We start from the raw sequence: 25,670 nt of genomic DNA, 5'->3' as shown, positions 1-25,670 counted from the left end.
CACGTGCTGCCCTGTGACCTTGTGCGTTCAGTGATCGCCGGCGAAAAAACATCCGCAATCCTGACAGAGCCAGTCATGCGCCGGATCATTGAAGAGTGGTTCGGAATGGTGATGGTGCGGTAGGCGTGCCGCAGGGATACTGCGGCTTTGACTTGGTTACTTGTATGCGAAGGTAATCTTAGCGCTGACTAGAGCCTGTCCGTTGATTGTTACCTTGCAGAATTTCACGGGGGTGGATTTTGCCCCGTCGGCCTCATCTGGCTCGCATTCAAGAAGGCCCGTCTTGTCACCGAATGGCAGTTGTTCGCCCTTTGTGGCTTTACTGAGGTCTATTCGGAACGGTTGACGGTAGTTCACGCCTGCGAGAACTTGTGGCTCGCCATCGCTCAGAAAGCCCGAGCGCGGAGTGGCGCACAGAGTACCCACAATCCGCTTGCCATCAATAATGTTGGCATCTGTGTAGCAAACAATTTTTCCAGCCTCGGTGACGAGATTAGACGGACCCAAGTTGGTCCAGGTCTCTTCTGGAATCGCGACGCATCCGAAGAGAGTTGCGGCAGCAGTCCGGGTCGATCTACCACGCTTACGACCGCAAGCTGAACCAGTGCTTCGACACTGTGCTGCCCGGTGAGCCGCTGTTTATCGGCATGGACTTTAACGTCGGCAAGATGGCGGCGATGTTTTTAACCTTGACGAAAAATCAGGCCCAGCCCCGCGCTGGGCTTTTTTGTACCTGCTGTTCGGCCAGAAAACAAAAAGCCCAGGCATACCCGGGCCAGTTGAGGGAACACATTCAGCGCGAATCAACCTCTTTTGCAGCCTGGGCGTTTGATCGTTCCTTGCGCCTGCGCAGCCAGCTGAAGAATGCATGTACCGGGTGCAAAAACGCAGCCAGTACGCACAGTAGCATGATGGTGAAAATGGCAATCAGCGGGAGGCTTTCGTGCGAGAACATGGTGGGGTACTCCTGTAGGCACTATGTTGGAACCTGCAGGCTAGACGCATTGAGCCATGCTTGCGATGAACGTATGTTCATCCTCGGGCGCTTGAACTGTGCTACGGAAGGCTCACCAAAATGATCGATTCCAGAGGTGCGCAAGTGCCGGCCTTCAGTTGAGGCCAGCGCCGTGCGTTGAGTGATTACGCAGGTGTGTTTTCAGCTGCGTTTCGGCAGCTTCCAGTTTGGGCGGATGAAATGGCAGGTGTAACCGTTCGGGATCCGCTCCAAGTAGTCCTGGTGCTCAGGTTCAGCTTCCCAGAACGGCCCCGCCGGTTCGATTTCGGTGACCACGCGTCCCGGCCACAGCCCGGATGCGTCGACATCCGCAGCAGTGTCTTCGGCGATGTCACGCTGTTGTTCGTTGAGATAATAAATCGCCGAACGATAGCTGGGGCCGAGATCGTTGCCTTGACGGTTGGGCGTACTCGGATCGTGGATCTGGAAGAAGAACTCGAGGATCTGCCGGTAGCTGACCACCGCCGGGTCGAAGATGATTTCGATGGCTTCAGCGTGGTTGCCGTGGTTGCGGTAGGTGGCGTTCGGTACATCGCCGCCGCTGTAGCCGACTCGCGTCTGCAATACGCCGGGATAACGCCGCAGCAGGTCCTGCATGCCCCAGAAGCAGCCCCCGGCGAGAATCGCGGTTTCGGTTTGTCCGGTCATGATTTTTTGCCTCTCGGTGACGGTGGATATGGTTCTGGTTATGAGGGCGCGTTGCCTATTTGCAAGCTTGCCTCAGGGCTACGGGCTGCTCGAACCGGAGTTTTCAACAAAAAGCCCTGACGATAAGGCCAGGGCATTGATGGGTTCGAGCGGTGAATTCGTGGCAATTCACGTCGAGTGATGGACTAAAAACACGACATCAATCGGTTATACGAACGCTTGCCCGAAAAAGCCCCTTGGCAGGCGCTGCGGCCCGGCCAGCGCGGTCAGGCGTTCGATCCACTCCGAACGCCAGTTCGACGCACCATGATCAGTTTTGGTGTGGCGCGCTGCGCGGCGTGCGGCATTGCGCTGGATCTTGCGTGCTTCTTTGTAGGCGTCTGTGTTGCGGCAGCTGCGGCATTTGACGCGATTGAGTTCCAGGCTTGAGGCAAGGTTGTCGCCCTTGTGACCACAAGCCAGATGTCCTTCTGTTTTGAAATGGATAACCATGAACCGTCTCCTGGGTGACGTGTACAGGTTTTGACCGCCCACACCTCGGGGCGTTCGGTACATCGGCCAGACGGTACGCCGGTTAGCTGTCGTTTATCGCGGTGCAGTCATCTGAAACGTGGCAGTGGCCGCTCGACCGGTTGTAGCGACGACAGGGTGCTGCGGATCAGCGGTGTGTCTTTTTCGATGTCGTTCAGTCGGTCGCGGATGCGCAAGGCAGTCGGATGGCCGCCTTGATGATCGACCCAGTCGGCGATTTCCTTGCAGGCCGCCGCCAGGCGAGCCTGACGGGAGTCGAGCAGGGTGAGGAGGGTGGTGATGGACTCTTTTTCGGACATGGAACACCTCCGTTCAGACAAACCGTTGAGAGGCAGCAAAAAGCCCGCGGGCTGCGAGCTCTCTGCCGTTGGGGCGCTGGTCCGTCAGCTGCTTTGAGTATAGACCCCGCCTGTCAATTGCATCAGCCGGCCGATTGTCGCGCCGGCAGCGGCGAGCTGGCCGCATTGAGCCGTCGGCATTCGCGTCGGGCATCTTCCTCAAGATCGTAGCCGTCGCCGATGAAGCCGCCGGTGCGGGTGTCGTTGATCCGAAACCAGCTGCTGGCCTCAGCGGGTTCATGTTGGCTTTCCCCGGCGCGGCGGCCGTGAATGATGATCTTGTTGCAGCGCTTCACGACAAAGATGTCTTCCATGGCGTCACCACAGCAAATAGGTGTCAGATCAACTATAGAAGCCTTGGCCAATCGTGCAAAAAATAGCCAGTCAGTTCGTCGGTTGCAGCCGCCACTCTGTGGCATGCCAATCCAGGTGGTGCGTCGGTTTTAACGCCTGTAGAAACTCAGTGTCGTGGGAAACCGCAACAATTGCGCCGGGAAACGTCTGCAATGCCTGCTCGAAAGCCTGAACCGATGCCAGATCCAGATGATTGCTCGGCTCATCGAGCAGCAACAATTGCGCAGGCGTCTTGCCCCACAAGGCCACCGCCAGCGCGGCTTTCAAGCGTTCGCCACCACTCAGTGACGCGCTCGGTCGGGTGACCCGTTGCACGTCCAGTTGCAGATGAGCCAAATGCCCGCGCAATGCACTTTCACTCAACGGACTCTGCAGCGCGAGCAGTTGCTCGATGACGCTGAGACGATCATCCAGCAGCTTCAGATGCTGGTCCAGATAAGCCACGGGAACATGGGTGATGCATTCGCCGCTGGCGGGATGCAGTTGACCCGCGAGCATCCTGAGCAACGTCGATTTGCCGCAGCCATTCGGACCATTGACGGCGACGCGCACTGGCCCGCTCAGCGCGATGTTGAACAGCTGCGCCGGCAACCATGGCACGCACGCATCAATCAGCGTACAGACTTTGCGCGCAGCAGGCACTGCGCTGCCGGGCAGGTTCATCAGCACCACATCGTCCGGGAGTACTTTGGCGTAGGCATCGCGCACCTGCGCATCGAGTTCGGATTTGCGCTGCTGATGACCATGACGCACCTGGCCCATGATCTGCCTCGCGGCACCTTTCAGGCCGGCGCGCTCGAAGCCCGAGACGTTGGCGGTTTTGGCATTGCGCAGTGAGCGGGCGGCATGCCGCTGGATGGTGTCGTGCTCGTTTTGCAAGCGCTGCTGCTCGCGCCGGCGCTCGGTTCGGCTTTGATCCAGCGCCGCTTGCGCCGCTGCCTGATGGATTTGCCGTTGCTGCTGGTAAGCGGAAAAATTGCCGCCGTACACCGTGACACCCAGCGGCGTCAGCTCGACGATACGCTGCATGCGCTCAAGCAATTGCCGGTCGTGACTGACGACGATCAATCCGCCGCGCCAGCGTTCCAGTTCGCTCATCAACCAGTCGCGGCCGTGGCCGTCGAGATGATTGGTCGGCTCATCCAGCACAAACAGGCGCGCCGGACTCAGAAACGCCCCGATCAAGGCCAGCCGTGCCTGCTGGCCACCGCTTAGCGGTAGGGTCAGATCCGTGGGAGCAATGTCCGGCAGACCGGCGTTATCCAGCGATTGGCGCAGGCGTTCGGGCAGATCCCAGCGCTCGCTGACGATATCGAAATCTTCCGCCGCCGCCTCGCCAGACTGCAGCCGTTGCAATGCGCAAAGAGCGGCCGCGGTGCCCGTGGCGTCGGCCACGGTCTGTCCCGCTTCGGTGGTGAATGTTTGCGCTACATAGGCCAATGGAACCGAGCACGTCACGCTGCCGGCAGTTGGTTGCAAGTGCCCGGCGATCAGCTTGGCCAGCACGCTTTTACCGACGCCGTTGCGCCCGACGATGGCTGTGTGGGTGTGATCGAATTGCAGATTCAGGTCGTTGAAAATCGTCTCGCCATTAGCGAACTGAAAACTGGTTTGATTCAGGGAGACGAGGGCAGGCGTACGCGAGACGTGAGTCATCGGCACCTCCGAAAAATGTCGTGAAGATTGACAGGCGCTATTCAGCGCTTATCGCGATTACATTTTCAGAAGGCTTGATTGTTCACTGTCTGCGGTCGTCCGGACGGGGGAAAGGTGGCTAGCCTAGATCACCCATCCGCCGCGATCAAGACGCGTCCATCATTTGCTCGAGAAACATCGCCAGCGCCACTTCCTCGGAGCGCAAGCCCTTGCGCACCCTAGGGCGTGGCAGTTCGGCCAGCGCGCCGAGCAGGAAACGCTCGACCACGGCCGGATGGATGTAGCACTTGCGGCACACCGCCGGGGTGTTGCCCAGCTGTTTGGACACGCTCTTGACCATCTCCACCACATGCCGTTTCGCCTCGGCTTCCGACTCCCATTGCAGTTCGCGTAATACCGCCAAAGCCAGTGCGCTGCCGGCCCAGGTGCGGTAATCCTTGGCGGTGAAGTCAGCGCCGGTGAGGGTTTGCAGGTAGCTGTTGACGTCGTGGGAACTGACGGTGTGCCGCTCGCCGTTTTCGTCCAGATACTGAAACAGATTCTGCCCGGGGATTTCCAGGCAGCGTTTGATGATGCGCGCCAGGCGACGATCCTTGACAGTGATCTGGTGTTCGATGCCGCTTTTGCCGCGAAACTGGAACAGGATCGCGCTGCCGTTGACCTCGACATGTCGGCTGCGCAGGGTGGTCAGGCCATAGGAGCGGTTGTCCCGCGCGTATTGGGTATTGCCGACACGAATCAATGTGGCGTCGAGCAGCGTGATGACCGTGGCCATGACTTTGTCGCGGCTGAAGCCGGGGGCGTCCAGCAGGGTTTCAAGCTGTTTGCGCAACTTCGGCAATGCCATGCCGAACTCACGCAAGCGCGAGTACTTGTCGGCATCGCGCACCTCGCGCCAGCGCGGGTGATAGCGATACTGCTTGCGGCCCCGGGCATCGCGTCCGGTGGCCTGCAAATGGCCACGCGGATCGGCGCAGATCCACACGTCGGTGTAGGCCGGCGGCACTGCCAGCGAATTGATCCGTTTGATCTCATCAGGGTCGGTAATGCGCTGCCCGGCCGGATCGAAATAGGCGAACTTGCCACGCAGCTTTTTACGGGTGAGGCCGGGTTGGGTATCGTCGACGTAATGCAGGTCGGGCGGTAAGACGTCGGCTAGTGCGGTGTCGGGCATGGCGGTGTCCTTGGCGAATCGCTCTGTTACAGCGATTGACCGCGCGCCGTGGCCGTCGTGCCAACCAATTCAGGCCAGCACGGCGACAGCCTTGATCTGCGCCCACAAATGCTGGCCCGGGTGGATGCCGAGCTGATCCCGGGAAAACCGCGTGATCCGCGCCAGCAACGGTGTGCCGCCGGCATCCAGACGAATCAGCACATGCGCGGCATTGTCCGCCGCCAGCTCGCTGACCACGGTCACCGGCAAGCGATTGAGGATGCTGCTGGCCTCGCTGTTGTGCAGGGCCAGACTGATATCGCGGGCGTGCACCTTGCAGCGCAGGGCCTGACCGACCGCCATCGGCGCGTGAGTCACCCGGATGTTCATGGCAGTCGCCGGCAATTGCAGACTCAGCAACTGGTACTCGGCATCATAGGCGCTGACCTGGCCTTCGATGATCACTCCGGCGTCATCGCCCAACGCCATTGGCAGGTCAAGGCGCGCGAGGGTTTCGCCAATCGGGCCGCTGGCCAGGGCCTTGCCGTCGCTGAGCAGCACCAGATGATCGGCCAGGCGGGCGACCTCATCCTGCGCATGGCTGACGTAAAGCACCGGGATGTCCAGCTCGTCGTGCAGACGTTGCAGGTACGGCAGGATTTCGTTTTTGCGCTGGCTGTCGAGAGCGGCCAATGGCTCATCCATCAGCAACAGTTTCGGGCTGGTCAACAGCGCGCGGGCGATGCCGACACGTTGGCGTTCGCCGCCGGACAGATGCTGCGGATGACGCTCCAGCAAATGACCGATGCCCAGCAGTTCGGTGGCTTGCGCCATGTCGACCCGGCGCTGGGCCTTGGCAATGCGTTTAAGGCCAAATTGCAGGTTGGCCAGCACTGACAGGTGCGGAAACAAACTGGCTTCCTGGAACACGTAACCGATTGCACGTTTGTGCGGCGGGACAAAAATCCGCCGTTCGCTGTCCTGCCAGACTTCGTCGTTGATCTGGATGAAACCCTGCTCGGCTCGCTCAAGCCCGGCGATACAGCGCAGGCAAGTGGTTTTGCCCGACCCGGAATGACCATACAGCGCAGTCACGCCACGCCCCGGCAAGTGCAGATCGACATCCAGGCTGAAACCCGGATAAGTGATTTTCAGACGTGCATCAATCATCGATCAGCTCCAGCCCGCGCGGGTCTTGCGGCTGGAGTAGAGCGCCAGCAACACCAGAAACGAAAACACCAGCATCGCCCCGGCCAGCCAATGGGCCTGGGCATATTCCATCGCCTCGACATGGTCGTAGATCTGCACCGAGACCACGCGGGTCTTGTCGGGAATGTTGCCGCCGATCATCAGCACCACGCCGAATTCACCAACGGTATGCGCGAAACCGAGGATCGCCGCCGTCACGAAACCGGGGCGGGCCAACGGCAGGATCACGCTGAAAAAAGTGTCCCAGGGATTGGCGCGCAGGGTCGCGGCCACTTCCAGTGGGCGGGTGCCGATGGCGGAGAACGCGTTCTGCAACGGTTGCACCACAAACGGCATGGAATAGATCACCGAACCGATCACCAGCCCGGTAAAACTGAAGGTCAGAGTGCCCAGGCCCAGCCATTGCGTGAAGTGGCCGAGAAAGCCGTTAGGTCCCATCGCCAGCAACAGATAAAAGCCGATCACGGTCGGTGGCAGTACGAGGGGCAGGGCGACGATTGCGCCGATGGGGCCACGCAGCCAGGAACGGCTGCGCGACAACCACAGGGCAATCGGCGTGCCGACGACCAGCAGGATAGCGGTGGTCAGGGACGCCAGTTTCAGGGTCAGCCAGATCGCCGCGAAGTCGGCACTCGTCAGCGACATTTAGAGTTGGTAACCGTAGGACTTGATCACCGCAGCGGCTTTCGGACCCTTGAGGTATTCAACCAGCGCTTTGGCGGCGGCGCTGTCCTTGCCTTTGTTGAGAATCACCGCGTCCTGTTTGATCGGGTCGTGCATGCTCGCTGGAACGATCCACGCCGAACCGCTGGTGACCTTGCCGTCCTTGTAGATCTGCGACAGTGCGACAAAACCCAGTTCGGCGTTGCCGGTGGACACGAACTGGTAGGCCTGGGTGATGTTCTGGCCTTCGACGATCTTCGCCTTGGTCGCCTCAGTCAGATTGAGTTTTTCCAGCACTTGAGTAGCGGCCAGACCGTATGGCGCGGCTTTCGGATTGGCGATGGACAGGTGCTGGTATTCATTCTTCTTCAGGACTTCACCTTTGGCGTCGACATAACCATCTTTCGCCGACCACAGGGCCAGGGTGCCGATGGCGTAGGTGAAGCGCGAACCCTTGACGGTGTCGCCTTCTTTTTCCAGTTTTTCCGGCGTGGTGTCGTCCGCCGAGAGGAACACTTCGAACGGCGCGCCGTTTTTGATCTGGGTATAGAACTGACCGGTGGCACCGTAGGCGGCGACCAGTTTGTGCCCGGTGTCTTTTTCGAAATCGGCAGCAATTGCCTGGATCGGCGCGGTGAAGTTGGCGGCAACGGCCACCTGCACTTCATCAGCCTGAGCGGTACCGAAGGCGAATACCGAAAGCAGGGTGGCCAGGCAGGTTGGGGCAAAACGTGGGGCACGAATGGTCATGTAACAGCTCCGTTATGGGCGAGTGCAGAGGGCAGTTATTGTTGGAGGTGGACTGCACCGATGCGAAGGGTGGAACGCTATATAGCGAAATATATAGCGAAATGCCGCTAAACAGGAAGTGCTGGTGAACACAGGGTGAGGTGGTGCCATGTCTCACCCTGCGCCGGATCAGCGGCGGAGCAGTTTTGCCAGAGCGCCATCCGCCAGTTGCCGGGTCAGATCAGCGCTGTTCAGCTCTTCGCCCAATGGGAACGCCTGACCGGCCCAGAGGTTGCTGAACTGCGCTTCACTTTTGGCACGCAACGGTATCAGCGCCCCGCCGGCCAGCGGGAAGGCCGGAGCTTTCGGTGACATCGGGCCGATTTCGCGCATCACCCGATTGAGAATGCCGCGAGCCGGGTGGCCGGTGAACAGGTTGGTAATCGCAGTTTCACTTTCCTTGGCGCTGCGCAGCGCCTGGTGATGCGAGGCGCTGACTTTCGCTTCCGGTGTGAACAGATACGCGGTGCCGACCTGCACCGCTGACGCACCGAGTACCAATGCTGCGGCGACACCGCGTGCATCGGCAATGGCGCCGGCAGCGATCACCGGCACCTTGACCGCATCGACGATCTGCGGCACCAGCGCAAAAGTGCCGACCTGACTGCTCAAATCATCGCTGAGAAACATCCCGCGATGCCCGCCAGCCTCGTAACCCATGGCGATGATCGCGTCGCAACCGTTTTGCTCAAGCCACATCGCTTCATCGACAGTGGTGGCGGACGAGAGAATTTTTGCGCCAGTGGCCTTGACCCGATCCAGCAGGGATTTTTCCGGCAGACCAAAGTGAAAGCTCACCACCTCAGGACGAAACTCTTCGAGCACGGCGCACGCTGCCGCATCGAATGGCGCGCGGTTGGAAACCGGTGTCGGTGCGTCGAAATCGACGCCCAATTCGCGGTAGTACGGCTCCAGCAGGTTTTTCCAGTCTTGCGCGCGCTGCTCATCGGCGGCCGGTGGCTGGTGGCAGAAGAAATTGACGTTGAACGACTTTCGGGTGTGCTCGCGAATGGTCTTCAGCTCTTCGCGCAACTGCTCGATGCTCAGCATTGCGGCAGGCATCGAACCCAAGCCGCCGGCGTTGCACACGGCGATCACCATTGCCGAAGTCGTGGTGCCGGCCATCGGGGCCTGAATGATCGGCAGCTCGATGCCGAGCAGGTCAAGAATGCGAGTGTCAGGCCATTGGCTCATGAAAGCGGTTCTCCGAACGATGAAACGGGGCAGGGACGGCAGAGCCGGTTTTTTAACAGCAAAACCGGACTCGGAGCCAGTCTGAATTTTCAATGCAGCCATCAGCGGCGATGAAAACCGCCGCCCCCGCCGCCCCCAAATGAGCGGTTCATGACTTGCGAGGAGTTGTGAAAGTTGTTGGTGCGCTGGTTGCCGAAGTTGCGCGCAGCAGACTCGCGATTGAGGTTCTGCAGTTGCGCATTGTTGTTGATCGGCGCCGTGCGGGCCGAGCTGCCCTTGACCATCGATTGCCAGCCGTTGTCGGTTTTCTTGTAGACGTTGCCGTCGCGCCCGGCATAGACGTTGTCGCCAACCCGTGCGGCGCCGCCGTTGCGGCCTTTCACGCCGGCATACTGCGTGGTCTTGTCGGTGTTGGGGTTGTACACCGCGCCACGATTGGCGGTGACCTGGGTGCCGGTGCGAGCATTACCTGCGGTGACCCGGCCACCGGCGATGGCGCCACCATTCGGCCCGACCACTTCACCGCTGCGTCCAGCCGCGTAGTTGCCGGTGTAGGCGTTGTGCACCGCGCCGCGTTGGCCTGCCGCCGCAATGCCGGTGCGCGAGTTATAGGACGAGCCAACCTGACCGGCCCAGCGATTGCCTGTCCAGGCGTTGTATCCGGCGCCATAGCGACTCACCGTCGCGCGATCCCCCCACTGACGATAAATGTTGCCGGTGGTGCCTGCCCAGCCACCGGGGCCCCAGGCCACAGCACCGCCACGATAGCCATAAGCGGCGCCGCCCCAGGCCAGTGGCGCGGGGTACAGGCGCGGGCCCCAGGCGTAACCCCAGCCATAATTGCCCCACCATGGATAAGCGCCCCAGCCCCAACCCATCGCCACGGTGTTGCCGCCCCAGCTCCAGCCGAAGCCGAAACCGAAGGTCCAGCCTGTCCACGGCGTATAGCGCATGGCGACGCCGAAACCGTAGGTCACCGGTGGCCCATACCAGACGCTGCCGACCCACGGCGTGTAAGGATAACCGGTGCCGTAGACCACCACGCCGGTGGCCGGATCCAGATTCGACCCTTGATAACCCGGGGTATAGCCGACCACCACGGTGTCGCCGCTGGACTCATAGACTTTGACGTAGGTGAGGTAATGCATCGGCGAACTCGGCGGGATCGAATAGATCACCGCCGGCACCGAACTGGCGACGCTCCATGGCCCGTTCACCGAGGTGGCGCTGAACCAGATACCGTTTTCCACCGCATACCAGTTGTCGTTGTCGACACGAATAATCGGCGTCGCGCTGTTGACCACGTACTGCAGGGATGTGCTGTTGATTGCCTTCAACTGTGGCTCGCCATCGAACTGCGGTGCGGTCATTTTCACTGCGCTTTTCTTGATCGCCGAGGTTTGCGGGATGGTCGCCGCGATCGCGGCTTCCTTGGCCTGCGGTGTGCCGGCGACCGAGGCCTTGACGTTCTCTTTCGGGCTGTCGTCGGGAATGTTGGCGAAGTCTGCCGGCAGTTTGTCCGCTGGGGTAAACGTCCATGGGCCGCGCATGTCGGCAGCGCGAAACCAGCGCCCGGAGATCAGCACGTAAATGTTCTGGTCGCCGATTTCCTTGAAGATGTGCCCGGTGGTGTTGCTCACGTAAAGCAGGCTGGTGCCCTGAATTGGCAGCCACTGCGCTGCGCCGTCGGTGACGATCAGCTCGGTGGGCGTGGTGGCGATGAAGATTTTCGGCTGCGGCGGTCTGGCCAGATTTGGCACCTTGTCTTTCGGATCACTCTGCCCGGTCAGCAGATCGACCTGACGGCTCTGGATCGCCGCCTGTTTGGCCTTCTCCAGATCGGCCGGTGGTGTGGTCAGACGGGTGTATGCGCCGCTGAGGCTGTCAGCGACCATCCAGCCATCGAACACGTGCAGGTAGTGCTTGCCCTCGGCGTCCTTGAGTAATAGCGGGCGGGTGTTGATCACCCGCTGCAACGCAGTGCCGTCGACCGCACGGTACACGGCGTCGCCATCGATGTAGACGAGCAGCGCCGGGACGTCTGAACTGATGATCGTCGGCGGGGTGTTTTCCAGCGGCGCGCTGTCGGCTTTCTGCTCGGCCGACAGCACGCCGACGGCGGCTTCAAGTTGATCGAGGGAGATGGTTTTCTTGCGACTTTCGGCATCTTTCTGCAGCGCGCCGAGCCAGACGTCGGCCTGACTGGCGTCGGCAGGGAAGTCGGCCTTGATGATCTTGTACTGATCCAGTGCGACCCAGCGCGTGGCCTTGTCGACCAGCGTGTGCGCGCTGAACTGGACGATGCCGAAGGTGGGTTTGCCGTCGGCGCCGGTGGCTTCGACGGCAGCCCGGGCATTGAGGGTGTAGCCATCCCAGCTGTCGAGTTGCGGCTGGTACACGGTCAGTTTGGCCTTGCCGCTGCTGATCACTTGCGGCCACGTCGGAGCGCTGGCGGCAGCGTAGGCAGCAGCAGGTTTGCTGGCGGTAGCCGGGGCCGCCCAAGTGTCGCCAATGGTCAGCAGGCACAGCATCAGTATCGCAAGCAACGAGCGCGGGTAAGACATTGTCAGCTCCATCGACAGGGCCGCTTTCAGCAGGATGGCAGCGAAAGCACGACCGTCGAAAAAGCATAGCCGCCCGCTTCACAATTACCGGGCGGATTCGCGAATTGGCGCAAAGTCGGGTGGGGCAATGTGTTGCTTTGTGTTATTTCAGGGCACGAGGATTTGAATCCATTGATTGAGAGGCAGCCATGTTCAACGGCATTTTGATCGACAAAGACGACAGCGGTTACCGCGCCAGCCTGCAGCAGATCAGCGAAGCGCAGTTGCCTGAAGGCGACGTGACGGTGAAGGTCGCGTACAGCACGCTGAACTTCAAGGACGGACTGGCGATTACTGGCAGCAGCCCGGTGGTGCGCAAGTTTCCGATGGTGCCGGGGATCGACTTGGCGGGTACGGTCGAGGTCAGTTCGCATCCCGATTACCGGGTCGGTGATCAGGTGCTGCTCAACGGCTGGGGCGTGGGCGAGAGTCACTGGGGCGGGCTGGCGCAAAAGGCGCGGCTCAATGGCGACTGGCTGATTCCGTTGCCCAAAGCCTTTACCGCCGCGCAAGCCATGGCCATCGGTACCGCCGGCTACACGGCGATGCTGTGCATTCTGGCGCTGGAGCGTAACGGCGTGTCCCCGGATCAGGGCGAAGTGCTGGTGACTGGCGCCAATGGCGGGGTGGGCAGTTTCGCCATCGCCTTGCTCAGCAAACTCGGTTATCGCGTGGTGGCGTCCACCGGCCGGGTGTCCGAGCATGAGTACCTGAAGCAACTGGGTGCCAGCGAGATCATCGACCGCGCAACTTTGTCTGAGCCGGGCAAGCCCTTGGCTAAGGAACGCTGGGCCGCAGTGATCGATTCGGTCGGCAGTCACACCTTGGCCAACGCTTGCGCCAGTACCCGCGCCGAGGGCACCGTCGCTGCCTGCGGTCTGGCTCAGGGCATGGATTTTCCGGCGTCGGTGGCGCCGTTCATTTTGCGCGGCGTGACGCTGGCAGGGATCAACAGCGTAACTCAGCCCAAAGCGCGGCGGATCGAGGCCTGGGCGCGTCTGGCCAAGGATCTGGACTTCGCCCTGTTGCCATTGATCAGTCATGAAATCGCCCTCAGCGAAGCCATCGACGCGGCGCCAAAACTGCTCGCCGGACAGCTTCGCGGCAGGGTTGTGGTCGACGTCAATCGCTGACAAAGTAGGTGTCATTGCGGCCCTGTGTGGCCGCACTTCTATACAGGGAGCCGCAATTTCGATGGATTTGAAACGACAGCAAATCGACGCCTTCACCGTTGCTGGCCTGCAGGTTCGCACCACCAACGCCGCAGAGCACCAACCCGAAACCGCGAAAATCGGCCCGATGTGGGGCCGGTTTTTCGGCGAGGAGTTGGCCGAATCCATTCCCGGCAAGTCAGCCCATTCGCCGATTTATGGCGTGTATTCGGCTTACGAGTCGGATGCTTCGGGTGCGTTTGACGTTACCGCTGGCGTTGCCGTGAATGCTTCAGTCAAAGACTTTGAGTCCGTGCGGATCGAAGCGGGCGAGTATCTGGTGTTCGAAGCGCAGGGGCCGTTGCCTGATGCGGTCATCTCGACCTGGGGAAAGATCTGGGACTTCTTTGCAGCCAATCCGCAGATTCAGCGCCGTTACGCTACCGACTTCGAGGCCTACACCGGCCCCGAGTCCGTGTCGGTCTACATCGGCGTGCGCTAAGACTGGGTTTCGCGTTCCAGCAACTGGCGCTTACGCTCTACGCCCCAGCGATACCCCGACAGATTGCCATCGCTACGCACCACGCGATGGCAGGGGATTGCCACGGCCAGACGGTTGGCGCCGCAGGCTTGCGCCACGGCGCGCATGGACGTCGGCGCGCCAATGCGCTGGGCGATTTCGGCGTAACTGGCGGTGCGACCCACCGGGATTTCCCGCAACGCCTGCCACACCCGCTCCTGGAACGCTGTGCCACGCACATCCAGTGGCAAGTCGAGGCCTAGCGCTGGCGCTTCGATGAAACCCACCACTTTGGCGATCAATTGCTCGAATCCGGCGTCGGCGCCAATCAGGTTTGCGTTGCGGAACTGATCCTGCAGATCGCACACCAGTTGATGCGGATCGTCGCCCAACAGAATCGCGCACACGCCGCGCTCACTCTGCGCCACCAGAATTGCCCCGAGGGAACATTGGCCAACCGCAAAATGAATGTCGTTGTTGCGTCCTGCAGCGCGGTAGTCACCGGGTTTCATCCCCAGCACCTTGTCGGCTGCCTCATAAAAGCGGCTGTTGGAATTGAAACCCGCGTTGTACAGCGCATCGGTCACCGTGCCGCCATCCGCGAGCCGTTCACGCACCCGGCGCGAACGATGCGCCGCCGCGTAACCCTTTGGTGTCAGGCCGGTTGCGGCCTTGAACACCCGATGAAAATGGAAAGGGCTGAGGCCGGCGGTTTCGGCGAGTTCATTGAGCGCGGGCACTGTTTCACTCGACTCGATCTGCCGACAGGCCATCGCCACGGTCGCGGCGTGCTGGCTGGCGACGTCAGTCTGATCCTTGCGGGTGCGTTTGCTTGGGCGGTAACCCGCCGCCTCGGCAGCTTGAGCACTTTCGAAGAACTCGACGTTCTGCGGCTTGGGCAAACGTGAAAGGCTGCTGGGGCGGCAATAGATGCCGGTGGTTTTCACCGCATAGACAAACTGCCCGTCGGCCTGTGGGTCCCGTGCAACGACGGCGGCCCAGCGTGGATCGGTTTCAACGTTGATGAGGGGTGAAAGCTTTTTCATGGCGAGTAGTCCGTTGACCTGTTTGATTCAGGTTAACCAGCGGCGATGTTGGTAACACTCCGGGCCTTGCGGTCAAACTTTTCAGTTCACCCGGCGACACGCAAGGTCAGGTTGATCCGCCGCTCGCCCAGACGCGGATGCTGGCCGGACTTGATCGGCAGCACACCGTGAAAACGCAAGCGATCGACCCCGCCCCAGACCACCATATCGCCGTGCAGCAGAGGAATGCGCTGGCTCTTGTCGCTGCGCAAAAAACCACCGAACAGGAACATCGCCGGCAACCCCAATGACAGCGAAACGATCGGCGCCGCGTAGGCATTTTCGTCTTTGTCCTGATGCAAAGACATTTTCGCGCCGGGGACATATTGGTTGATCAGGCAGGAGTCTGGATGAAAGTCGGCAAATCCAGCGCGCTGTGCTGCTTTGCGCGCCAGTTCCGACAACACTTCTGGCATCGCCGGCCAGGGCTGGCCACTCAGCGGGTCGACGGTGCTGTAGCGATAACCGCTACGGTCGGTGATCCAGCCCAGGGTTCCGCAACTGCTGGTGCCCACCGACATGCTGAAACCGCCCGGGGTCATCATGTGGCGCAACGGTGCTACGGCGAGAATGGCTTCCAGCGCTGGCAATAGTTGATCGATCACCGGCAGGGCGAAGCCGCGCAACACCCACGATTGTTCGCCGATCTGCTCGGCGCGGGGTTGTTGCTCGGGTTCGTGGTCGGCGAACAGGTCGAAGGTGGTCGGGTGCATGGTGTTCATGATGCGTCGTGGAAGATGATGCCCAGAGTATGCCGATTTCCGCTGTGCAGGCGACTGACGCCGTGACGCATGGTCACTCGATAATCGCCGCGAGTGCCGCTGACCGGACGCTGGTTGACTGCAAATATAACCGCGTCACCCTTGTGCAGATCCACGACGTGCGGGCGCGATTGCATCCGTGGACGCTGCTCGGTCAGAACGAACTCACCACCGGTAAAATCCTCTCCGGGCTGCGACAGAAGAATCGCCACTTGCAATGGGAAAACCAGTTCTCCGTACAGATCCTGATGCAGGCAGTTGTAGTCCTGCGGGCCGTATTGCAACAGCAAGGGTGTCGGCCGTAGCTGGCCGGCAGCCTGACAGCGCTGCACAAACTCGGAATGGGTTGCGGGAAAGCGTACAGGCACATTCATGCGTTCGTACCAGCGGTTGGCCAGTGGCACCAGGCGCGGGTAAAACGCAGTGCGCAGACGTTCGATGGCTGTCGGCAGGGGATAGCTGAAGTACTTGTATTCCCCGCGACCGAAACCGTGGCGGGCCATGATGACCTGCGAACGAAACGGTTCGGTCTGCGAATACAGGGCGCTCAAGCGTTCACAGGTTTGCGCCGACAGCAACGAGCGGACGATGGCATAGCCATATTGATCCAGATGCTGTTCGAGGCTTGCCCAATCGAGCGCATCCAGCCGAGACGGGGACATTGACATGCTGACTCCTGAACCCTTTGGTCGAGGCTGTCAGTCTGGGCAAATACCGGCGGCAGAACACTCCGCCGCTTGCGGTCGAATCCCCGAGTGTTGCGTTACAGGGCTTTGCTCACGGCGATGTCGCTGATCACGTCTTCGGTGGTGCCATGGATGGCATCCAGTGCGGCCTTGGCCTCTTCGACGGTGCCGTTTTCCAGTTGCGCGAACTCGAAACGGCGTTCACCGTTGAGCTTGTATTTGATGACGTATTTGGTCGTTTGGGCCACGGTCGTGCTTACCTTTGTGTCAGGGGCGACTCAGCTCAGTTTGGAGCTGGAGCGGCGGATGATCTTGATCGAGTGGGTCAGGGTCGGCTTGCGCGTGACGCTGATGGCGCGACGATTGACGGTGTCGATGGTGATGTTCCAGAAACCGGTGCTCGGCGCGGTGATGCGCGCAGGAAACGTGTCGAAAGCGCCGCCGTGGTAGGTGTGGCGGCCGCCGTTCTTGAACGCGCGGAAGTTGGCGTCGTTCATCAAGCGGATGTTGCAGGTTTGCGAGCATTGGATGACGACGATGTCGTCTTCGTTGAGGTGCTCGCGCTGGTGAATGAATTTCATGGGCGCCTCCAGAAGGGCTTTTTCTACTAAATCAAAACGATAGCATGTGCGATTGGCGCAGTTTATCAGCCCGAACGGGTTATTATCCCGCCGTCGAGCGCTGCTTTGACAATTAAAAACAGTTATTCGCGATTCCATGCGGGTTTAATGGAGTAAGCGTCGGAGAAAAATGGCATTACTGCTGTCCGAGGGTCTTTATGGGAGGTATTTGTATGAAGTGGGGTGTGGTGTGTCTGCCGTTGATGTTGGTCGTGGGTGGTTGCGCGAGTGTTTCCGAAATCAACGAAACCTTGCCCACCATGAGCGTGATTTCCGGCAAGAAACCCCATGAGTATGCTCAGTGCCTGGCCGACAAGCTTGCCAACAGCCGCGGCGCGCTGCAGATGCAGCCGCACAAGGATGGCGTGCGAGTGATTGTTCCCGGGAAATTTTCCACCGGCGCGGCTGCGGTGTTTGATATCGAAGACCGTTCCGGCGGCAGCAGCATCAAGCTGCATGAGCGGATGTCCAATGTGCCGGTTCGTCCCCGTGACGTGCAAAACGCCGCCAATGCCTGTATTTCCGGCTGATAGAATAGCGGCCATCAGCACCGATGCCGTCACAGTCTTGCTGTGACGGCATTTTCATTTCTGGAGTCGCGCATGAAGCGAGAGCAAGTACGGGAACGGCATGCAGAGGGCCTTATCTCTGCCACGCATGTGATTCAAAATCCGGCGAACCCGGGCGAGTGGATCGTGTTTTTCAAGAAGAGCGCCGGTCGCAGCTATTTTCTGGTGGACGATAACGACGAAGTCGAATCCTTTGCCCGGCTCGACGACCTGATCGAGATCGTGCGCGGGCTCGGGATCAAGTTCGCCGAGATCCACATGTAGGGTCTATTTGCAGACCACCACCACACTGCGGTTCTTGTAGTTGCCGACATCGACTCCCAGGGTCTTGTCGCTTTCCTTGGGTGCCGGTGTGCCGTCGGTACCGACGATGCGATAGCCGGTGCCGGCGCAGGAGGCGTCAGCCTTTTCGTAGCAGGTGGCCCAGGAGTTGGCTTCCCCGGAGCAGTCGATGCTCAAGCCCTGTTCGCCGTTGTTCAGGTAGGTGGTTTCCGAGGTGGCACAGCCACCGAGGGCCAATACCGCGATCAGCGGCAGCATTCTGTTCATGTTCATAAGTGTGTCGTCTTCAGCGAGGGAGGGGCTAAACGCTCTGACAGCGCCAGCATGAAAAGGTTATAGCGATTGGCCACTTGTTTTCATCATGCTGCGAGCGGCCACAAAAAAGCCCTGCACAAGGGCAGGGCTCGGCGCGTGTCGCAACAGATCAGTCCTGATCTTTGCCACGGCGTTTGGACGACGCAGGGGTGTCGGTGAATACCGACGCTACATCAGTCGCCAGCTGCTCGCTGTCGAAAGGACCGGCGATGTGTTCGCCATTGGTCGTGGTCAGGTTCCACTTGCCGTCTTTCTTGTCGATCACATACCCGTTGATGATTTTTACCGCGGCCATCTATCTGTCTCGTTCGCTGGTTCAAAGGCGCCATGATACCGACAAATACTCACATTGGGGGATGATGAGCGTATGGTGATGCAGCGCATTTGCGTGTTTGAGCTACTCTGTTTTCGCGGGTCGAAGTCGCCAACGGAACTATCGGCGAGAATATTTCTCTATGTTGGCATCGGTTAGCCAGTGCGGGGCATTGTAAGGTGCACGCCGCCTGATTAGACTGCGCCGAAACTCGTACACACAGCCCTTTCAAGGACTTATATGATCAAGAAATGCTTGTTCCCAGCAGCCGGTTACGGTACTCGCTTCCTGCCAGCGACTAAAGCCATGCCCAAAGAAATGCTGCCGGTGGTAAACAAGCCACTGATCCAGTACGGCGTTGAAGAAGCTCTGGACGCTGGCCTGACTGAAATCTCGATCGTGACCGGTCGTGGCAAGCGCGCTCTGGAAGACCACTTCGACATCAGCTATGAGCTGGAAAACCAGATCAAAGGCACCGACAAGGAGAAATACCTGGTTGGCATCCGCAAGCTGCTCGACGAGTGCTCGTTCTCCTACACCCGTCAGACCGAAATGAAAGGTCTGGGCCACGCGATCCTCACCGGTCGCCCGCTGATCGGTGACGAACCGTTCGCCGTGGTACTGGCGGACGACCTGTGCGTCAACCTCGAAGGCGACGGCGTACTGACCCAGATGGTCAAGCTGTACAAGCAGTTCCGCTGCTCGATCATCGCCATCCAGGAAGTCGATCCGCAGGAAACCAGCAAGTACGGCGTGATCGCCGGCGAGATGATCCGCGACGACATCTACCGCGTACACAGCATGGTCGAGAAGCCAAAGCCGGAAGACGCGCCGTCGAACCTGGCGATCATCGGTCGTTACATCCTGACCCCGGACATCTTCGACCTGATCGAACAGACCGAACCAGGCAAGGGTGGTGAAATCCAGATCACCGACGCCCTGATGAAGCAGGCCCAGAACGGCTGCGTCATGGCCTACAAGTTCAAGGGCAAGCGTTTTGACTGCGGTGGCGCCGAAGGCTACATCGAAGCCACCAACTTCTGCTTCGAGAACTTCTACAAGACCGGCAAGGCTTACTGATAGCGCCGGACCTGCATCGCGAAGGGTGTGAAAGCACCCAAGTGAACGCACCCACAAACGCCCCGACTTGTTCGGGGCGTTTGTTTTTGTGCTGGAACAATCCTTGATCCTGGTGGTGCAATTTACTGGCGCCCTGTGAGCGCGCTGGCTGCTCTTTCAGGGAGGAGGGTACGTGCGAGCATGCTGGCTGCTCCGATTTCCCTCAGGCGGTACAGTAGAGCCCCATAAAGCGGGCTACCTGACCGCCCAAAACGAAAAAAGCTCCGTATCTTGCGATACGGAGCTTTTTCTTTATGCGTTACACCGGTTGCGATCTCTCGAAACCGATGCCTTCCGAGCGGTTACTGCTGCACGACATTCGCTGCGGCAGGGTCGACCTTTTTCGGCTTCATCAGGCTGAAGTCGATCAAGGCGCGCTGCTCGCGTTCGTACGGGTTGCCGATCATCAGCGGACGCGGTTTGAAGCTGTCGCTGACCAGACTCTTGCTGCGGTCCAGTTCATCGAAACTCAAACCGGCCATATCCGCCCAGGTGTGGATCAGGTGCGAGCTGCTGTACGGCCGGCCGAGGTCGGCGGCGAAGTTCCAGTCGTGGTTCTCGCGCCATTTCGGCGACGCCCAGGCCATGAACGGAATGGTGTACATCGGCGCGGTCGGTTTGTTCTCGTTACGGCCGAGGGTGTTGTGGCCGGCGGAGTCGAACACGTCTTCACCGTGGTCGGAGAGGTACAGCAGGAAACCGTTCGGATCGGACTTGGCGTAGTCCTTGATCAGGCTCGACACCACGAAATCGTTGTACAGCACGGCGTTGTCGTAGCTGTTGTAGGTCGGCACCTGATCGTCACGCACACCGGCCGGCACGCCGGTACGGTCCTGGAACTTGTCGAAGGTCGGCGGATAACGGTACTGGTAGCTCATGTGAGTGCCGAGCAAGTGCACGACGATCAGCTTGCGCTGCGCCGGGTCGGTCAGCGCCTTGTTGAACGGCTCGATCACGTCACCGTCGTACTGCGCGGCGTTCTGGTTGCGGTTGTTGTTCAGGTACACCTGCTCGTCGGCCTGCTCGGAGAAGGTCGTGAGCATGGTGTTGCGCTTGGTCATGGTCTGCTGGTTGGTGATCCAGAAGGTCTTGTAACCGGCCTGTTTCATCATGCTGACCAGCGACGGCGTGGACAGGTACAGATCAGGGTTTTCTTCATCGGCGAAGGTCAGTACCTGCTGCAGCGCTTCAATGGTGTAAGGGCGCGGGGTGATGACGTTGTCGAACACCGCGAGCTGATCCTTGAGCTTGTCCAGTTCCGGCGTGGTCTTGCGTCCATAGCCGTACAGGCTCATGCGCTGACGGTTGGTCGACTCGCCGATCACCAGCACCAGGGTCGATGGTTTATCGGCATCGGTCACCTTGAGGTTATGCAGCGGCGGAACCTTGCTGGTGCTGTGCAGCATGTCCTGCATGCCGGCCAGGGTGTCGAGGTAGCGGTGGTAAGCCACCGCCATCTGCCAAGGCACGGCTGGCTCAATGCGGTCTTCGAACTTCTCGAAACCGCCGGCGAAACTGCCGGTACGCTGGGTCTGTTTGATCAGCGGGTAGCCGACTACGGCGAAAACGATCGCGATCGCAGCCACGAACGCGCGGCCTCGGGGCATGTACACCGGGCGCAGGCGGGTCCACAGGAAATAGGCGAAAGCGGTATGGGCGAGGAATGCCGGGATCATCCACCAGGCGAAGTACTGGGTCATGTATTCGCCGGCTTCAGAGATGTTCGACTCGAACATGATGAAGATGACGCTTTGCGAGAATTCCTGCTGATAGATGAAGAAATAACCCAGGCTGGCCATCGAGCAGGCCCACAGGACTACGCCGATCAGCGCGGCCAGCAGTTTGGTGCGTTTGGGAAACGCCAGCATCGGGGCGAGCCACAGCGCGCTCATCACGAAGGCCTGACGGAAACCGCTGAAACCGGAGGTACCGGTCAGCTGAATCAACAGTTGGGTGATGCCCGAGAAATACCAGAAGAAAGCGAACAGCCAGAGAACCCCGGCCCAGTCGAAACCTGTCGCAGTCGTTTTGCTGCGTTTGAACAATGCCATTCAGCACTCCAGCTCATCGTCACTAACCACCGTCGGACCGCTACATCAAACCGACGAACGGAGGCCGCGCGCAAACGCACGGCCAGAATGGGCCGGAGTATCACCAAGGCAGTGTGAAAACTTCGTTAGTTGCTGATCAGGGGCAGGGGAGCATCATGTCGGGAACGACAGGCGCCGTTCCCGAAGCTGGCGGGGCAGGTCAGGCGTGCGGATGGCGCTGGACCACCGGCAGAGGTTTGGGCTGAGCGCCCTGGGTCAGCGAGCGCAGCTGCGCCAGCTCCTGCTTCAACTGGTCGCGCTCGTCTTTCAACTGGCGCAATTCATCGCGACGGATCGTGACGTACAGGGTTTGTGGCGGCATTGCTGTGTGTACTGTGCCCATTGCTCACCTCGCAAATGGCGTGTCTCAACTGCAAATCGTCCCCGCGTCGGGGCTACTGACTTGCTATCGGCGCCAATTTTGATTTCTTTTGCCCGTGAATGGAACTTTTTTATTTTTCATGGTCGGTGTGTCTTCGGCAGGATTCGGGGCGTTATCAGTCTGGATCGGGCACAATGCCCGGAAACTTCATCGCAACGCTCTGGACTAACCTCCATCAGTCGCGTTGGGCTATAACCAATGACACACATTTATTTGTAGTAAGGAGCATCAGCACATGCAACTCGGGATTATTGGACTGGGCCGCATGGGCGGCAATATTGCGCGACGTCTGATGCTCAACGGTCACACCACCGTTGTTTACGACCGCAATACCGCTTTCATCGAAAACCTGGTCGCCGAGGGCTCCACCGGCGTTGCCGACCTGCCCGCTCTGGTGGCAGGCCTGGCCAAGCCACGTGCCGTATGGGTCATGCTGCCGGCCGGCGCGCCGACCGAAGGCACCATCAACACTCTGAGCGACTTGCTGGAAGCCGGTGACACCATCATCGACGGCGGCAACACCAACTATAAGGATGACATTCGCCGGGCGAAAACCCTGGCCGAGAAGGGCCTGCACTACATCGACGTCGGTACCTCCGGCGGCGTCTGGGGCCTGGAGCGCGGCTACTGCATGATGATCGGCGGCGACGCCGAGACCGTGAACCGTCTGGACCCACTGTTCGCAGCGCTGGCGCCGGGCATGGGCAACATTCCGCGCACCAGGGATCGCAAGTCCGAGGATCACCGCGCCGAGCACGGCTACATTCACGCCGGTCCTGCCGGTGCCGGGCACTTCGTGAAGATGATTCACAACGGCATCGAGTACGGCATGATGGCCGCGTTCGCCGAAGGCTTCGACATCCTCAAGACCAAGTCCAGCGAGCGTCTGCCGGAAGATCAGCGTTTCGACCTGAACGTGGCCGACATCGCCGAAGTCTGGCGTCGTGGCAGCGTGGTCTCGTCCTGGCTGCTCGACCTGACCGCCGACGCACTGGCCAGCGATCCGAAACTCGACGGCTTCTCCGGTTCGGTGGCGGACAGCGGCGAAGGTCAATGGACCATCGAAGCGGCCATGGAGCAGGCGGTGCCGGTTCCGGTGCTGTCCAACTCGCTGTTCTCGCGCTACCGCTCGCGCGGTCAGGGCACTTTTGGCGACAAGATTCTCTCGGCCCAGCGCTTCGGCTTCGGCGGCCACGTGGAGACACCGAAGAAATGACCCATACGATCCGCAGAAAATCCAAGGCAGAACCCGCACCACCGACCACGCTGTTTCTGTTCGGTGCCCACGGCGACCTGGTCAAGCGCTTGCTGATGCCGGCGTTGTACAACCTCAGTCGCGACGGCTTGCTTGACGAGAATCTGCGGATCGTCGGCGTTGATCACAACGCCATTACCGATCAGGCCTTCGCGCAAAAACTCGAAGACTTCATCCGTACCGAAGTGGCGGCGAAAGTCGGCAAGGGCGATCAGATGCTTGATCCGGCCTTGTGGGCCAAGCTCGCCAAAGGCATCAGCTACGTCCAGGGCGACTTCCTGGACGACAGCACTTATTCCGCGCTGGCGGCAAAAATTGCCGACAGCGGCACTGGCAATGCGGTGTTCTACCTGGCCACCGCGCCACGTTTCTTCAGCGAAGTGGTACGCCGTCTCGGCGCCGCCAAGTTGTTGGAGGAAACCCCGGAAGCATTCAGAAGGGTGGTCATCGAGAAGCCGTTCGGCTCCGATCTGCAAACCGCCGAAGCGTTGAACGCCTGCCTGCTCAAGGTCATGTCCGAGAAACAGATCTATCGGATCGACCATTACCTGGGCAAGGAAACCGTGCAGAACATTCTGGTCAGCCGGTTCTCCAACAGCCTGTTCGAGGCGTTCTGGAACAATCATTACATCGACCACGTGCAAATCACCGCCGCTGAAACCGTCGGCGTTGAAACCCGTGGCAGTTTTTACGAGCACACCGGTGCGCTGCGTGACATGGTGCCCAATCACCTGTTCCAGCTGCTGGCAATGGTCGCCATGGAACCGCCGGCCGCGTTCGGCGCTGACGCCGTGCGCGGCGAGAAGGCCAAAGTGGTCGGCGCGATCCGCCCGTGGAGCGTTGAAGAAGCGCGAGCCAATTCGGTACGCGGTCAGTACCGCGCCGGTGAAGTCGATGGCAAAGCGTTGAATGGCTATCGGCAGGAAGCCAACGTAGCGCCTGACAGCAACACCGAAACCTACGTCGCGCTGAAAGTCATGATCGACAACTGGCGCTGGGTCGGCGTGCCGTTCTACCTGCGTACCGGCAAGCGCATGAGCGTGCGCGACACCGAGATCGTCATCTGCTTCAAACCAGCGCCGTACGCACAGTTCCGTGACACCGAGGTCGACGAGTTGCAGCCGACCTATCTGCGCATTCAGATCCAGCCTAACGAAGGCATGTGGTTCGACCTGCTGGCCAAACGGCCGGGGCCGGCGTTGAACATGGCCAACATCGAGCTGGGTTTTGCCTACAAGGATTTCTTCGAGATGCAGCCGTCCACCGGCTACGAAACGCTGATCTACGACTGCCTGACCGGCGACCAGACGCTGTTCCAGCGCGCCGACAACATCGAGAACGGCTGGCGCGCGGTGCAGCCCTTCCTCGATGCCTGGCAACAGGATGCGAGTGTGCAGACTTACGCTGCCGGGGAAGACGGCCCGCAAGCCGCCAATGATCTGCTGACTCGCGACGGTCGCGTCTGGCATGGTCTGGGATGAGTGAGTCGATCCGCTTTTTATTGAGTGACATGGACGGCACGCTGCTGCTGCCCGATCACAGTCTGAGCCAGCGCACCATTGACGCCGTTCGTTCGCTGCGCGAGGCCGGCGTGTTGTTCAGTCTGGCGACCGGACGCCCGCCCAAGGCCATGTTGCAGCAGATCGAAGCCTTGGGTGTCGATCTGCCGACCGCCGCCTTTAATGGCGGCACCATCGTCAATCCGGATGGCAGTCTGTTGGTGGCGCATTACCTGCCGGTGCCGACCGCGCTGATTGCTCTGGCGTTGTTCGCTGACCAGCCGGATGTGGAGATCTGGGTGTTCAGCGGTGGTGACTGGTTGCTCAAGGATCCGCACGGGCCGATGGTGCCGCGCGAACAGCACGGCCTCGGTTATCCGCCGGTGGTGGTCGAGAGTTTCGAACCGTACCTGGAGCGCATCGACAAGATCGTCGCCACCAGTAACAACACCGATCTGCTGATCGAGCTTGAGGCGCGCCTGTTAGCCAAAGTCAGCGGCATGGCTCAGGTTTCGCGTTCGCAACCGGTGTACCTGGACGTGACGGCGCTGGAGGCCAACAAGGGCACCGCACTGGCAACCATTGCCGCGCACCTCGATATCCCGCTGGCGCAGACCGCCGCGATTGGCGATGGCGGCAACGACCCGGCGATGTTCCATTGCGCGGGATTGTCGATTGCCATGGGGCAGGCGGAAGAGGCGGTGAAGCGCCAGGCTGACGTGGTCACCGCACCAAACACCGACGACGGCGTGGCGCAGGCGATCGAGAAGTACATCCTCGGTCGCTGATTCACCCGGAAACAAACTGTGGGAGCGGGCTTGCTCGCGAATGCGGAGTATCAGTCAACACATCAAGTGCCTGACACTCCGC

The 25,670-nt window shown here is 60.2% G+C and carries 30 protein-coding genes; 8 read left to right on the top strand and 22 right to left on the bottom strand.

The features are described from left to right. Nucleotides 1-156: 156 nt before the first annotated feature. From QMX91_RS06670 to QMX91_RS06610, 13 genes are all read right to left on the bottom strand, one after another. Complete coding sequence (locus QMX91_RS06670) at nucleotides 157-507, bottom strand: hypothetical protein (RefSeq protein WP_098964163.1); 351 nt, start codon at nucleotides 505-507, stop codon at nucleotides 157-159. 286 nt (nucleotides 508-793) lie between these two features. Next, entirely contained in the window at nucleotides 794-955 is a 162-nt protein-coding gene (locus QMX91_RS06665) for a hypothetical protein (RefSeq protein ID WP_166495875.1), read from the bottom strand. A 201-nt stretch (nucleotides 956-1,156) separates the two neighbouring features. Next, nucleotides 1,157-1,663, bottom strand: coding sequence for a peptide-methionine (S)-S-oxide reductase MsrA (gene msrA / locus QMX91_RS06660; RefSeq protein ID WP_282412440.1), 507 nt, complete (start codon nucleotides 1,661-1,663; stop codon nucleotides 1,157-1,159). A 207-nt stretch (nucleotides 1,664-1,870) separates the two neighbouring features. Beyond that, nucleotides 1,871-2,155, bottom strand: a complete 285-nt coding sequence (locus QMX91_RS06655; RefSeq protein ID WP_282412439.1) for a hypothetical protein — start codon at nucleotides 2,153-2,155, stop codon at nucleotides 1,871-1,873. A gap of 107 nt (nucleotides 2,156-2,262) precedes the next feature. After that, on the bottom strand, nucleotides 2,263-2,493 hold the full coding sequence (locus QMX91_RS06650; protein ID WP_007964939.1) for a hypothetical protein: 231 nt from the start codon (nucleotides 2,491-2,493) through the stop codon (nucleotides 2,263-2,265). 122 nt (nucleotides 2,494-2,615) lie between these two features. Then, on the bottom strand, nucleotides 2,616-2,846 hold the full coding sequence (locus QMX91_RS06645) for a hypothetical protein (RefSeq protein WP_007964938.1): 231 nt from the start codon (nucleotides 2,844-2,846) through the stop codon (nucleotides 2,616-2,618). Nucleotides 2,847-2,916: 70 nt separating this feature from the next. Then, nucleotides 2,917-4,542, bottom strand: coding sequence for an ATP-binding cassette domain-containing protein (locus tag QMX91_RS06640; protein ID WP_282412438.1), 1,626 nt, complete (start codon nucleotides 4,540-4,542; stop codon nucleotides 2,917-2,919). Between the two features lie 145 nt (nucleotides 4,543-4,687). After that, a complete protein-coding gene (locus QMX91_RS06635; RefSeq protein WP_096796534.1) occupies nucleotides 4,688-5,716 on the bottom strand; it encodes a DNA topoisomerase IB in 1,029 nt (342 codons plus the stop codon). A 69-nt stretch (nucleotides 5,717-5,785) separates the two neighbouring features. Next, on the bottom strand, nucleotides 5,786-6,865 hold the full coding sequence (modC, locus tag QMX91_RS06630) for a molybdenum ABC transporter ATP-binding protein (RefSeq protein WP_098964158.1): 1,080 nt from the start codon (nucleotides 6,863-6,865) through the stop codon (nucleotides 5,786-5,788). 3 nt (nucleotides 6,866-6,868) lie between these two features. Next, a complete protein-coding gene (gene modB / locus QMX91_RS06625; RefSeq protein WP_003225407.1) occupies nucleotides 6,869-7,549 on the bottom strand; it encodes a molybdate ABC transporter permease subunit in 681 nt (226 codons plus the stop codon). Further along, nucleotides 7,550-8,317 (bottom strand): molybdate ABC transporter substrate-binding protein, encoded by a 768-nt coding sequence (gene modA / locus QMX91_RS06620; RefSeq protein WP_027612682.1) that lies wholly within the window; start codon nucleotides 8,315-8,317, stop codon nucleotides 7,550-7,552. A gap of 168 nt (nucleotides 8,318-8,485) precedes the next feature. Further along, nucleotides 8,486-9,550, bottom strand: a complete 1,065-nt coding sequence (locus QMX91_RS06615) for a nitronate monooxygenase (protein WP_282412437.1) — start codon at nucleotides 9,548-9,550, stop codon at nucleotides 8,486-8,488. Nucleotides 9,551-9,651: 101 nt separating this feature from the next. Continuing rightward, nucleotides 9,652-12,114, bottom strand: a complete 2,463-nt coding sequence (locus tag QMX91_RS06610) for an autotransporter (protein WP_282412436.1) — start codon at nucleotides 12,112-12,114, stop codon at nucleotides 9,652-9,654. A 188-nt stretch (nucleotides 12,115-12,302) separates the two neighbouring features. On the opposite strand from QMX91_RS06610, the gene QMX91_RS06605 reads away from it, so the two are divergent. Both QMX91_RS06605 and QMX91_RS06600 read left to right on the top strand, forming a co-directional pair. Beyond that, a complete protein-coding gene (locus tag QMX91_RS06605) occupies nucleotides 12,303-13,286 on the top strand; it encodes an MDR family oxidoreductase (RefSeq protein ID WP_282412435.1) in 984 nt (327 codons plus the stop codon). A gap of 61 nt (nucleotides 13,287-13,347) precedes the next feature. After that, nucleotides 13,348-13,806: a GyrI-like domain-containing protein gene (locus QMX91_RS06600; protein WP_139053887.1), complete on the top strand. Its 459-nt coding sequence runs from the start codon at nucleotides 13,348-13,350 to the stop codon at nucleotides 13,804-13,806. Here the strand turns inward: QMX91_RS06600 and ada are convergent. From ada to QMX91_RS06575, 5 genes are all read right to left on the bottom strand, one after another. Further along, nucleotides 13,803-14,870 carry a bifunctional DNA-binding transcriptional regulator/O6-methylguanine-DNA methyltransferase Ada gene (ada, locus tag QMX91_RS06595; RefSeq protein WP_282412434.1) on the bottom strand — a complete coding sequence of 356 codons (1,068 nt, stop codon included), beginning with the start codon at nucleotides 14,868-14,870 and terminating at the stop codon, nucleotides 13,803-13,805. The two genes, QMX91_RS06600 and ada, sit on opposite strands and share 4 nt — an antisense overlap. An 86-nt stretch (nucleotides 14,871-14,956) precedes the next feature. Beyond that, entirely contained in the window at nucleotides 14,957-15,622 is a 666-nt protein-coding gene (gene alkB, locus QMX91_RS06590) for a DNA oxidative demethylase AlkB (protein WP_282412446.1), read from the bottom strand. 5 nt (nucleotides 15,623-15,627) lie between these two features. Continuing rightward, nucleotides 15,628-16,338, bottom strand: coding sequence for a 2OG-Fe(II) oxygenase (locus QMX91_RS06585; protein ID WP_103366994.1), 711 nt, complete (start codon nucleotides 16,336-16,338; stop codon nucleotides 15,628-15,630). Between the two features lie 95 nt (nucleotides 16,339-16,433). Beyond that, entirely contained in the window at nucleotides 16,434-16,604 is a 171-nt protein-coding gene (locus QMX91_RS06580) for a hypothetical protein (protein WP_096796544.1), read from the bottom strand. Nucleotides 16,605-16,634: 30 nt separating this feature from the next. Continuing rightward, nucleotides 16,635-16,937, bottom strand: coding sequence for a DUF1883 domain-containing protein (locus QMX91_RS06575; RefSeq protein WP_024164475.1), 303 nt, complete (start codon nucleotides 16,935-16,937; stop codon nucleotides 16,635-16,637). A gap of 212 nt (nucleotides 16,938-17,149) precedes the next feature. Here QMX91_RS06575 and QMX91_RS06570 point away from each other — a divergent pair, with 212 nt between their 5' ends. Together QMX91_RS06570 and QMX91_RS06565 are read left to right on the top strand one after the other, a co-directional pair. Then, on the top strand, nucleotides 17,150-17,506 hold the full coding sequence (locus QMX91_RS06570) for a hypothetical protein (protein WP_027612690.1): 357 nt from the start codon (nucleotides 17,150-17,152) through the stop codon (nucleotides 17,504-17,506). 72 nt (nucleotides 17,507-17,578) lie between these two features. Further along, nucleotides 17,579-17,809 carry a hypothetical protein gene (locus QMX91_RS06565; protein WP_003225391.1) on the top strand — a complete coding sequence of 77 codons (231 nt, stop codon included), beginning with the start codon at nucleotides 17,579-17,581 and terminating at the stop codon, nucleotides 17,807-17,809. A 3-nt stretch (nucleotides 17,810-17,812) separates the two neighbouring features. On the opposite strand, the gene QMX91_RS06560 is transcribed toward QMX91_RS06565, so the two are convergent. Beyond that, nucleotides 17,813-18,100 (bottom strand): hypothetical protein, encoded by a 288-nt coding sequence (locus tag QMX91_RS06560; protein ID WP_007964655.1) that lies wholly within the window; start codon nucleotides 18,098-18,100, stop codon nucleotides 17,813-17,815. A gap of 151 nt (nucleotides 18,101-18,251) precedes the next feature. Next, a complete protein-coding gene (locus tag QMX91_RS06555) occupies nucleotides 18,252-18,437 on the bottom strand; it encodes a hypothetical protein (protein WP_007964653.1) in 186 nt (61 codons plus the stop codon). 258 nt (nucleotides 18,438-18,695) lie between these two features. On the opposite strand from QMX91_RS06555, the gene galU reads away from it, so the two are divergent. Beyond that, the gene (gene galU, locus QMX91_RS06550) at nucleotides 18,696-19,535 is read left to right on the top strand and encodes a UTP--glucose-1-phosphate uridylyltransferase GalU (RefSeq protein WP_007912230.1); all 840 of its coding nucleotides are present in this window, start codon (nucleotides 18,696-18,698) and stop codon (nucleotides 19,533-19,535) included. A 341-nt stretch (nucleotides 19,536-19,876) separates the two neighbouring features. Here galU and QMX91_RS06545 read toward each other — a convergent pair whose 3' ends face one another. Both QMX91_RS06545 and QMX91_RS06540 read right to left on the bottom strand, forming a co-directional pair. After that, nucleotides 19,877-21,625: a phosphoethanolamine transferase CptA gene (locus tag QMX91_RS06545; RefSeq protein WP_098964150.1), complete on the bottom strand. Its 1,749-nt coding sequence runs from the start codon at nucleotides 21,623-21,625 to the stop codon at nucleotides 19,877-19,879. A gap of 199 nt (nucleotides 21,626-21,824) precedes the next feature. Further along, nucleotides 21,825-22,007 (bottom strand): DUF6026 family protein, encoded by a 183-nt coding sequence (locus QMX91_RS06540; RefSeq protein WP_007964649.1) that lies wholly within the window; start codon nucleotides 22,005-22,007, stop codon nucleotides 21,825-21,827. Between the two features lie 274 nt (nucleotides 22,008-22,281). Here QMX91_RS06540 and gnd point away from each other — a divergent pair, with 274 nt between their 5' ends. From gnd to QMX91_RS06525, 3 genes are read left to right on the top strand one after another with little or no spacing between them, the layout of a single operon-like run. Continuing rightward, a complete protein-coding gene (gene gnd, locus QMX91_RS06535) occupies nucleotides 22,282-23,262 on the top strand; it encodes a phosphogluconate dehydrogenase (NAD(+)-dependent, decarboxylating) (protein WP_282412433.1) in 981 nt (326 codons plus the stop codon). Further along, nucleotides 23,259-24,782, top strand: a complete 1,524-nt coding sequence (gene zwf, locus QMX91_RS06530) for a glucose-6-phosphate dehydrogenase (protein WP_225135089.1) — start codon at nucleotides 23,259-23,261, stop codon at nucleotides 24,780-24,782. The genes gnd and zwf overlap by 4 nt, the downstream gene beginning before the upstream one ends. Continuing rightward, nucleotides 24,779-25,588 carry an HAD family hydrolase gene (locus tag QMX91_RS06525; RefSeq protein WP_096796547.1) on the top strand — a complete coding sequence of 270 codons (810 nt, stop codon included), beginning with the start codon at nucleotides 24,779-24,781 and terminating at the stop codon, nucleotides 25,586-25,588. Before zwf ends, QMX91_RS06525 begins: the two co-directional genes overlap by 4 nt. Nucleotides 25,589-25,670: the final 82 nt, after the last annotated feature.

The organism is Pseudomonas sp. PS01299 (genome assembly GCF_029960145.1).
GTDB classification, from domain to species: Bacteria; Pseudomonadota; Gammaproteobacteria; order Pseudomonadales; family Pseudomonadaceae; genus Aquipseudomonas; species Aquipseudomonas putida_A.
This window is presented reverse-complemented; position numbering and strand designations above follow the sequence as displayed.

Excerpts from the sequence above, each read along its gene's own strand:
- QMX91_RS06665 (WP_166495875.1), bottom strand. The coding sequence starts at position 955 with ATGTTCTCGCACGAAAGCCTCCCGCTGATTGCCATTTTCACCATCATG.
- msrA (WP_282412440.1), bottom strand. The coding sequence starts at position 1,663 with ATGACCGGACAAACCGAAACCGCGATTCTCGCCGGGGGCTGCTTCTGG.
- QMX91_RS06655 (WP_282412439.1), bottom strand. The coding sequence starts at position 2,155 with ATGGTTATCCATTTCAAAACAGAAGGACATCTGGCTTGTGGTCACAAG.
- QMX91_RS06650 (WP_007964939.1), bottom strand. The coding sequence starts at position 2,493 with ATGTCCGAAAAAGAGTCCATCACCACCCTCCTCACCCTGCTCGACTCC.
- QMX91_RS06645 (WP_007964938.1), bottom strand. The coding sequence starts at position 2,846 with ATGGAAGACATCTTTGTCGTGAAGCGCTGCAACAAGATCATCATTCAC.
- QMX91_RS06640 (WP_282412438.1), bottom strand. The coding sequence starts at position 4,542 with ATGACTCACGTCTCGCGTACGCCTGCCCTCGTCTCCCTGAATCAAACC.
- QMX91_RS06635 (WP_096796534.1), bottom strand. The coding sequence starts at position 5,716 with ATGCCCGACACCGCACTAGCCGACGTCTTACCGCCCGACCTGCATTAC.
- modC (WP_098964158.1), bottom strand. The coding sequence starts at position 6,865 with ATGATTGATGCACGTCTGAAAATCACTTATCCGGGTTTCAGCCTGGAT.
- modB (WP_003225407.1), bottom strand. The coding sequence starts at position 7,549 with ATGTCGCTGACGAGTGCCGACTTCGCGGCGATCTGGCTGACCCTGAAA.
- modA (WP_027612682.1), bottom strand. The coding sequence starts at position 8,317 with ATGACCATTCGTGCCCCACGTTTTGCCCCAACCTGCCTGGCCACCCTG.
- QMX91_RS06615 (WP_282412437.1), bottom strand. The coding sequence starts at position 9,550 with ATGAGCCAATGGCCTGACACTCGCATTCTTGACCTGCTCGGCATCGAG.
- QMX91_RS06610 (WP_282412436.1), bottom strand. The coding sequence starts at position 12,114 with ATGTCTTACCCGCGCTCGTTGCTTGCGATACTGATGCTGTGCCTGCTG.
- QMX91_RS06605 (WP_282412435.1), top strand. The coding sequence starts at position 12,303 with ATGTTCAACGGCATTTTGATCGACAAAGACGACAGCGGTTACCGCGCC.
- QMX91_RS06600 (WP_139053887.1), top strand. The coding sequence starts at position 13,348 with ATGGATTTGAAACGACAGCAAATCGACGCCTTCACCGTTGCTGGCCTG.
- ada (WP_282412434.1), bottom strand. The coding sequence starts at position 14,870 with ATGAAAAAGCTTTCACCCCTCATCAACGTTGAAACCGATCCACGCTGG.
- alkB (WP_282412446.1), bottom strand. The coding sequence starts at position 15,622 with ATGCACCCGACCACCTTCGACCTGTTCGCCGACCACGAACCCGAGCAA.
- QMX91_RS06585 (WP_103366994.1), bottom strand. The coding sequence starts at position 16,338 with ATGTCAATGTCCCCGTCTCGGCTGGATGCGCTCGATTGGGCAAGCCTC.
- QMX91_RS06575 (WP_024164475.1), bottom strand. The coding sequence starts at position 16,937 with ATGAAATTCATTCACCAGCGCGAGCACCTCAACGAAGACGACATCGTC.
- QMX91_RS06570 (WP_027612690.1), top strand. The coding sequence starts at position 17,150 with ATGAAGTGGGGTGTGGTGTGTCTGCCGTTGATGTTGGTCGTGGGTGGT.
- QMX91_RS06565 (WP_003225391.1), top strand. The coding sequence starts at position 17,579 with ATGAAGCGAGAGCAAGTACGGGAACGGCATGCAGAGGGCCTTATCTCT.
- QMX91_RS06560 (WP_007964655.1), bottom strand. The coding sequence starts at position 18,100 with ATGAACATGAACAGAATGCTGCCGCTGATCGCGGTATTGGCCCTCGGT.
- QMX91_RS06555 (WP_007964653.1), bottom strand. The coding sequence starts at position 18,437 with ATGGCCGCGGTAAAAATCATCAACGGGTATGTGATCGACAAGAAAGAC.
- galU (WP_007912230.1), top strand. The coding sequence starts at position 18,696 with ATGATCAAGAAATGCTTGTTCCCAGCAGCCGGTTACGGTACTCGCTTC.
- QMX91_RS06545 (WP_098964150.1), bottom strand. The coding sequence starts at position 21,625 with ATGGCATTGTTCAAACGCAGCAAAACGACTGCGACAGGTTTCGACTGG.
- QMX91_RS06540 (WP_007964649.1), bottom strand. The coding sequence starts at position 22,007 with ATGGGCACAGTACACACAGCAATGCCGCCACAAACCCTGTACGTCACG.
- gnd (WP_282412433.1), top strand. The coding sequence starts at position 22,282 with ATGCAACTCGGGATTATTGGACTGGGCCGCATGGGCGGCAATATTGCG.
- zwf (WP_225135089.1), top strand. The coding sequence starts at position 23,259 with ATGACCCATACGATCCGCAGAAAATCCAAGGCAGAACCCGCACCACCG.
- QMX91_RS06525 (WP_096796547.1), top strand. The coding sequence starts at position 24,779 with ATGAGTGAGTCGATCCGCTTTTTATTGAGTGACATGGACGGCACGCTG.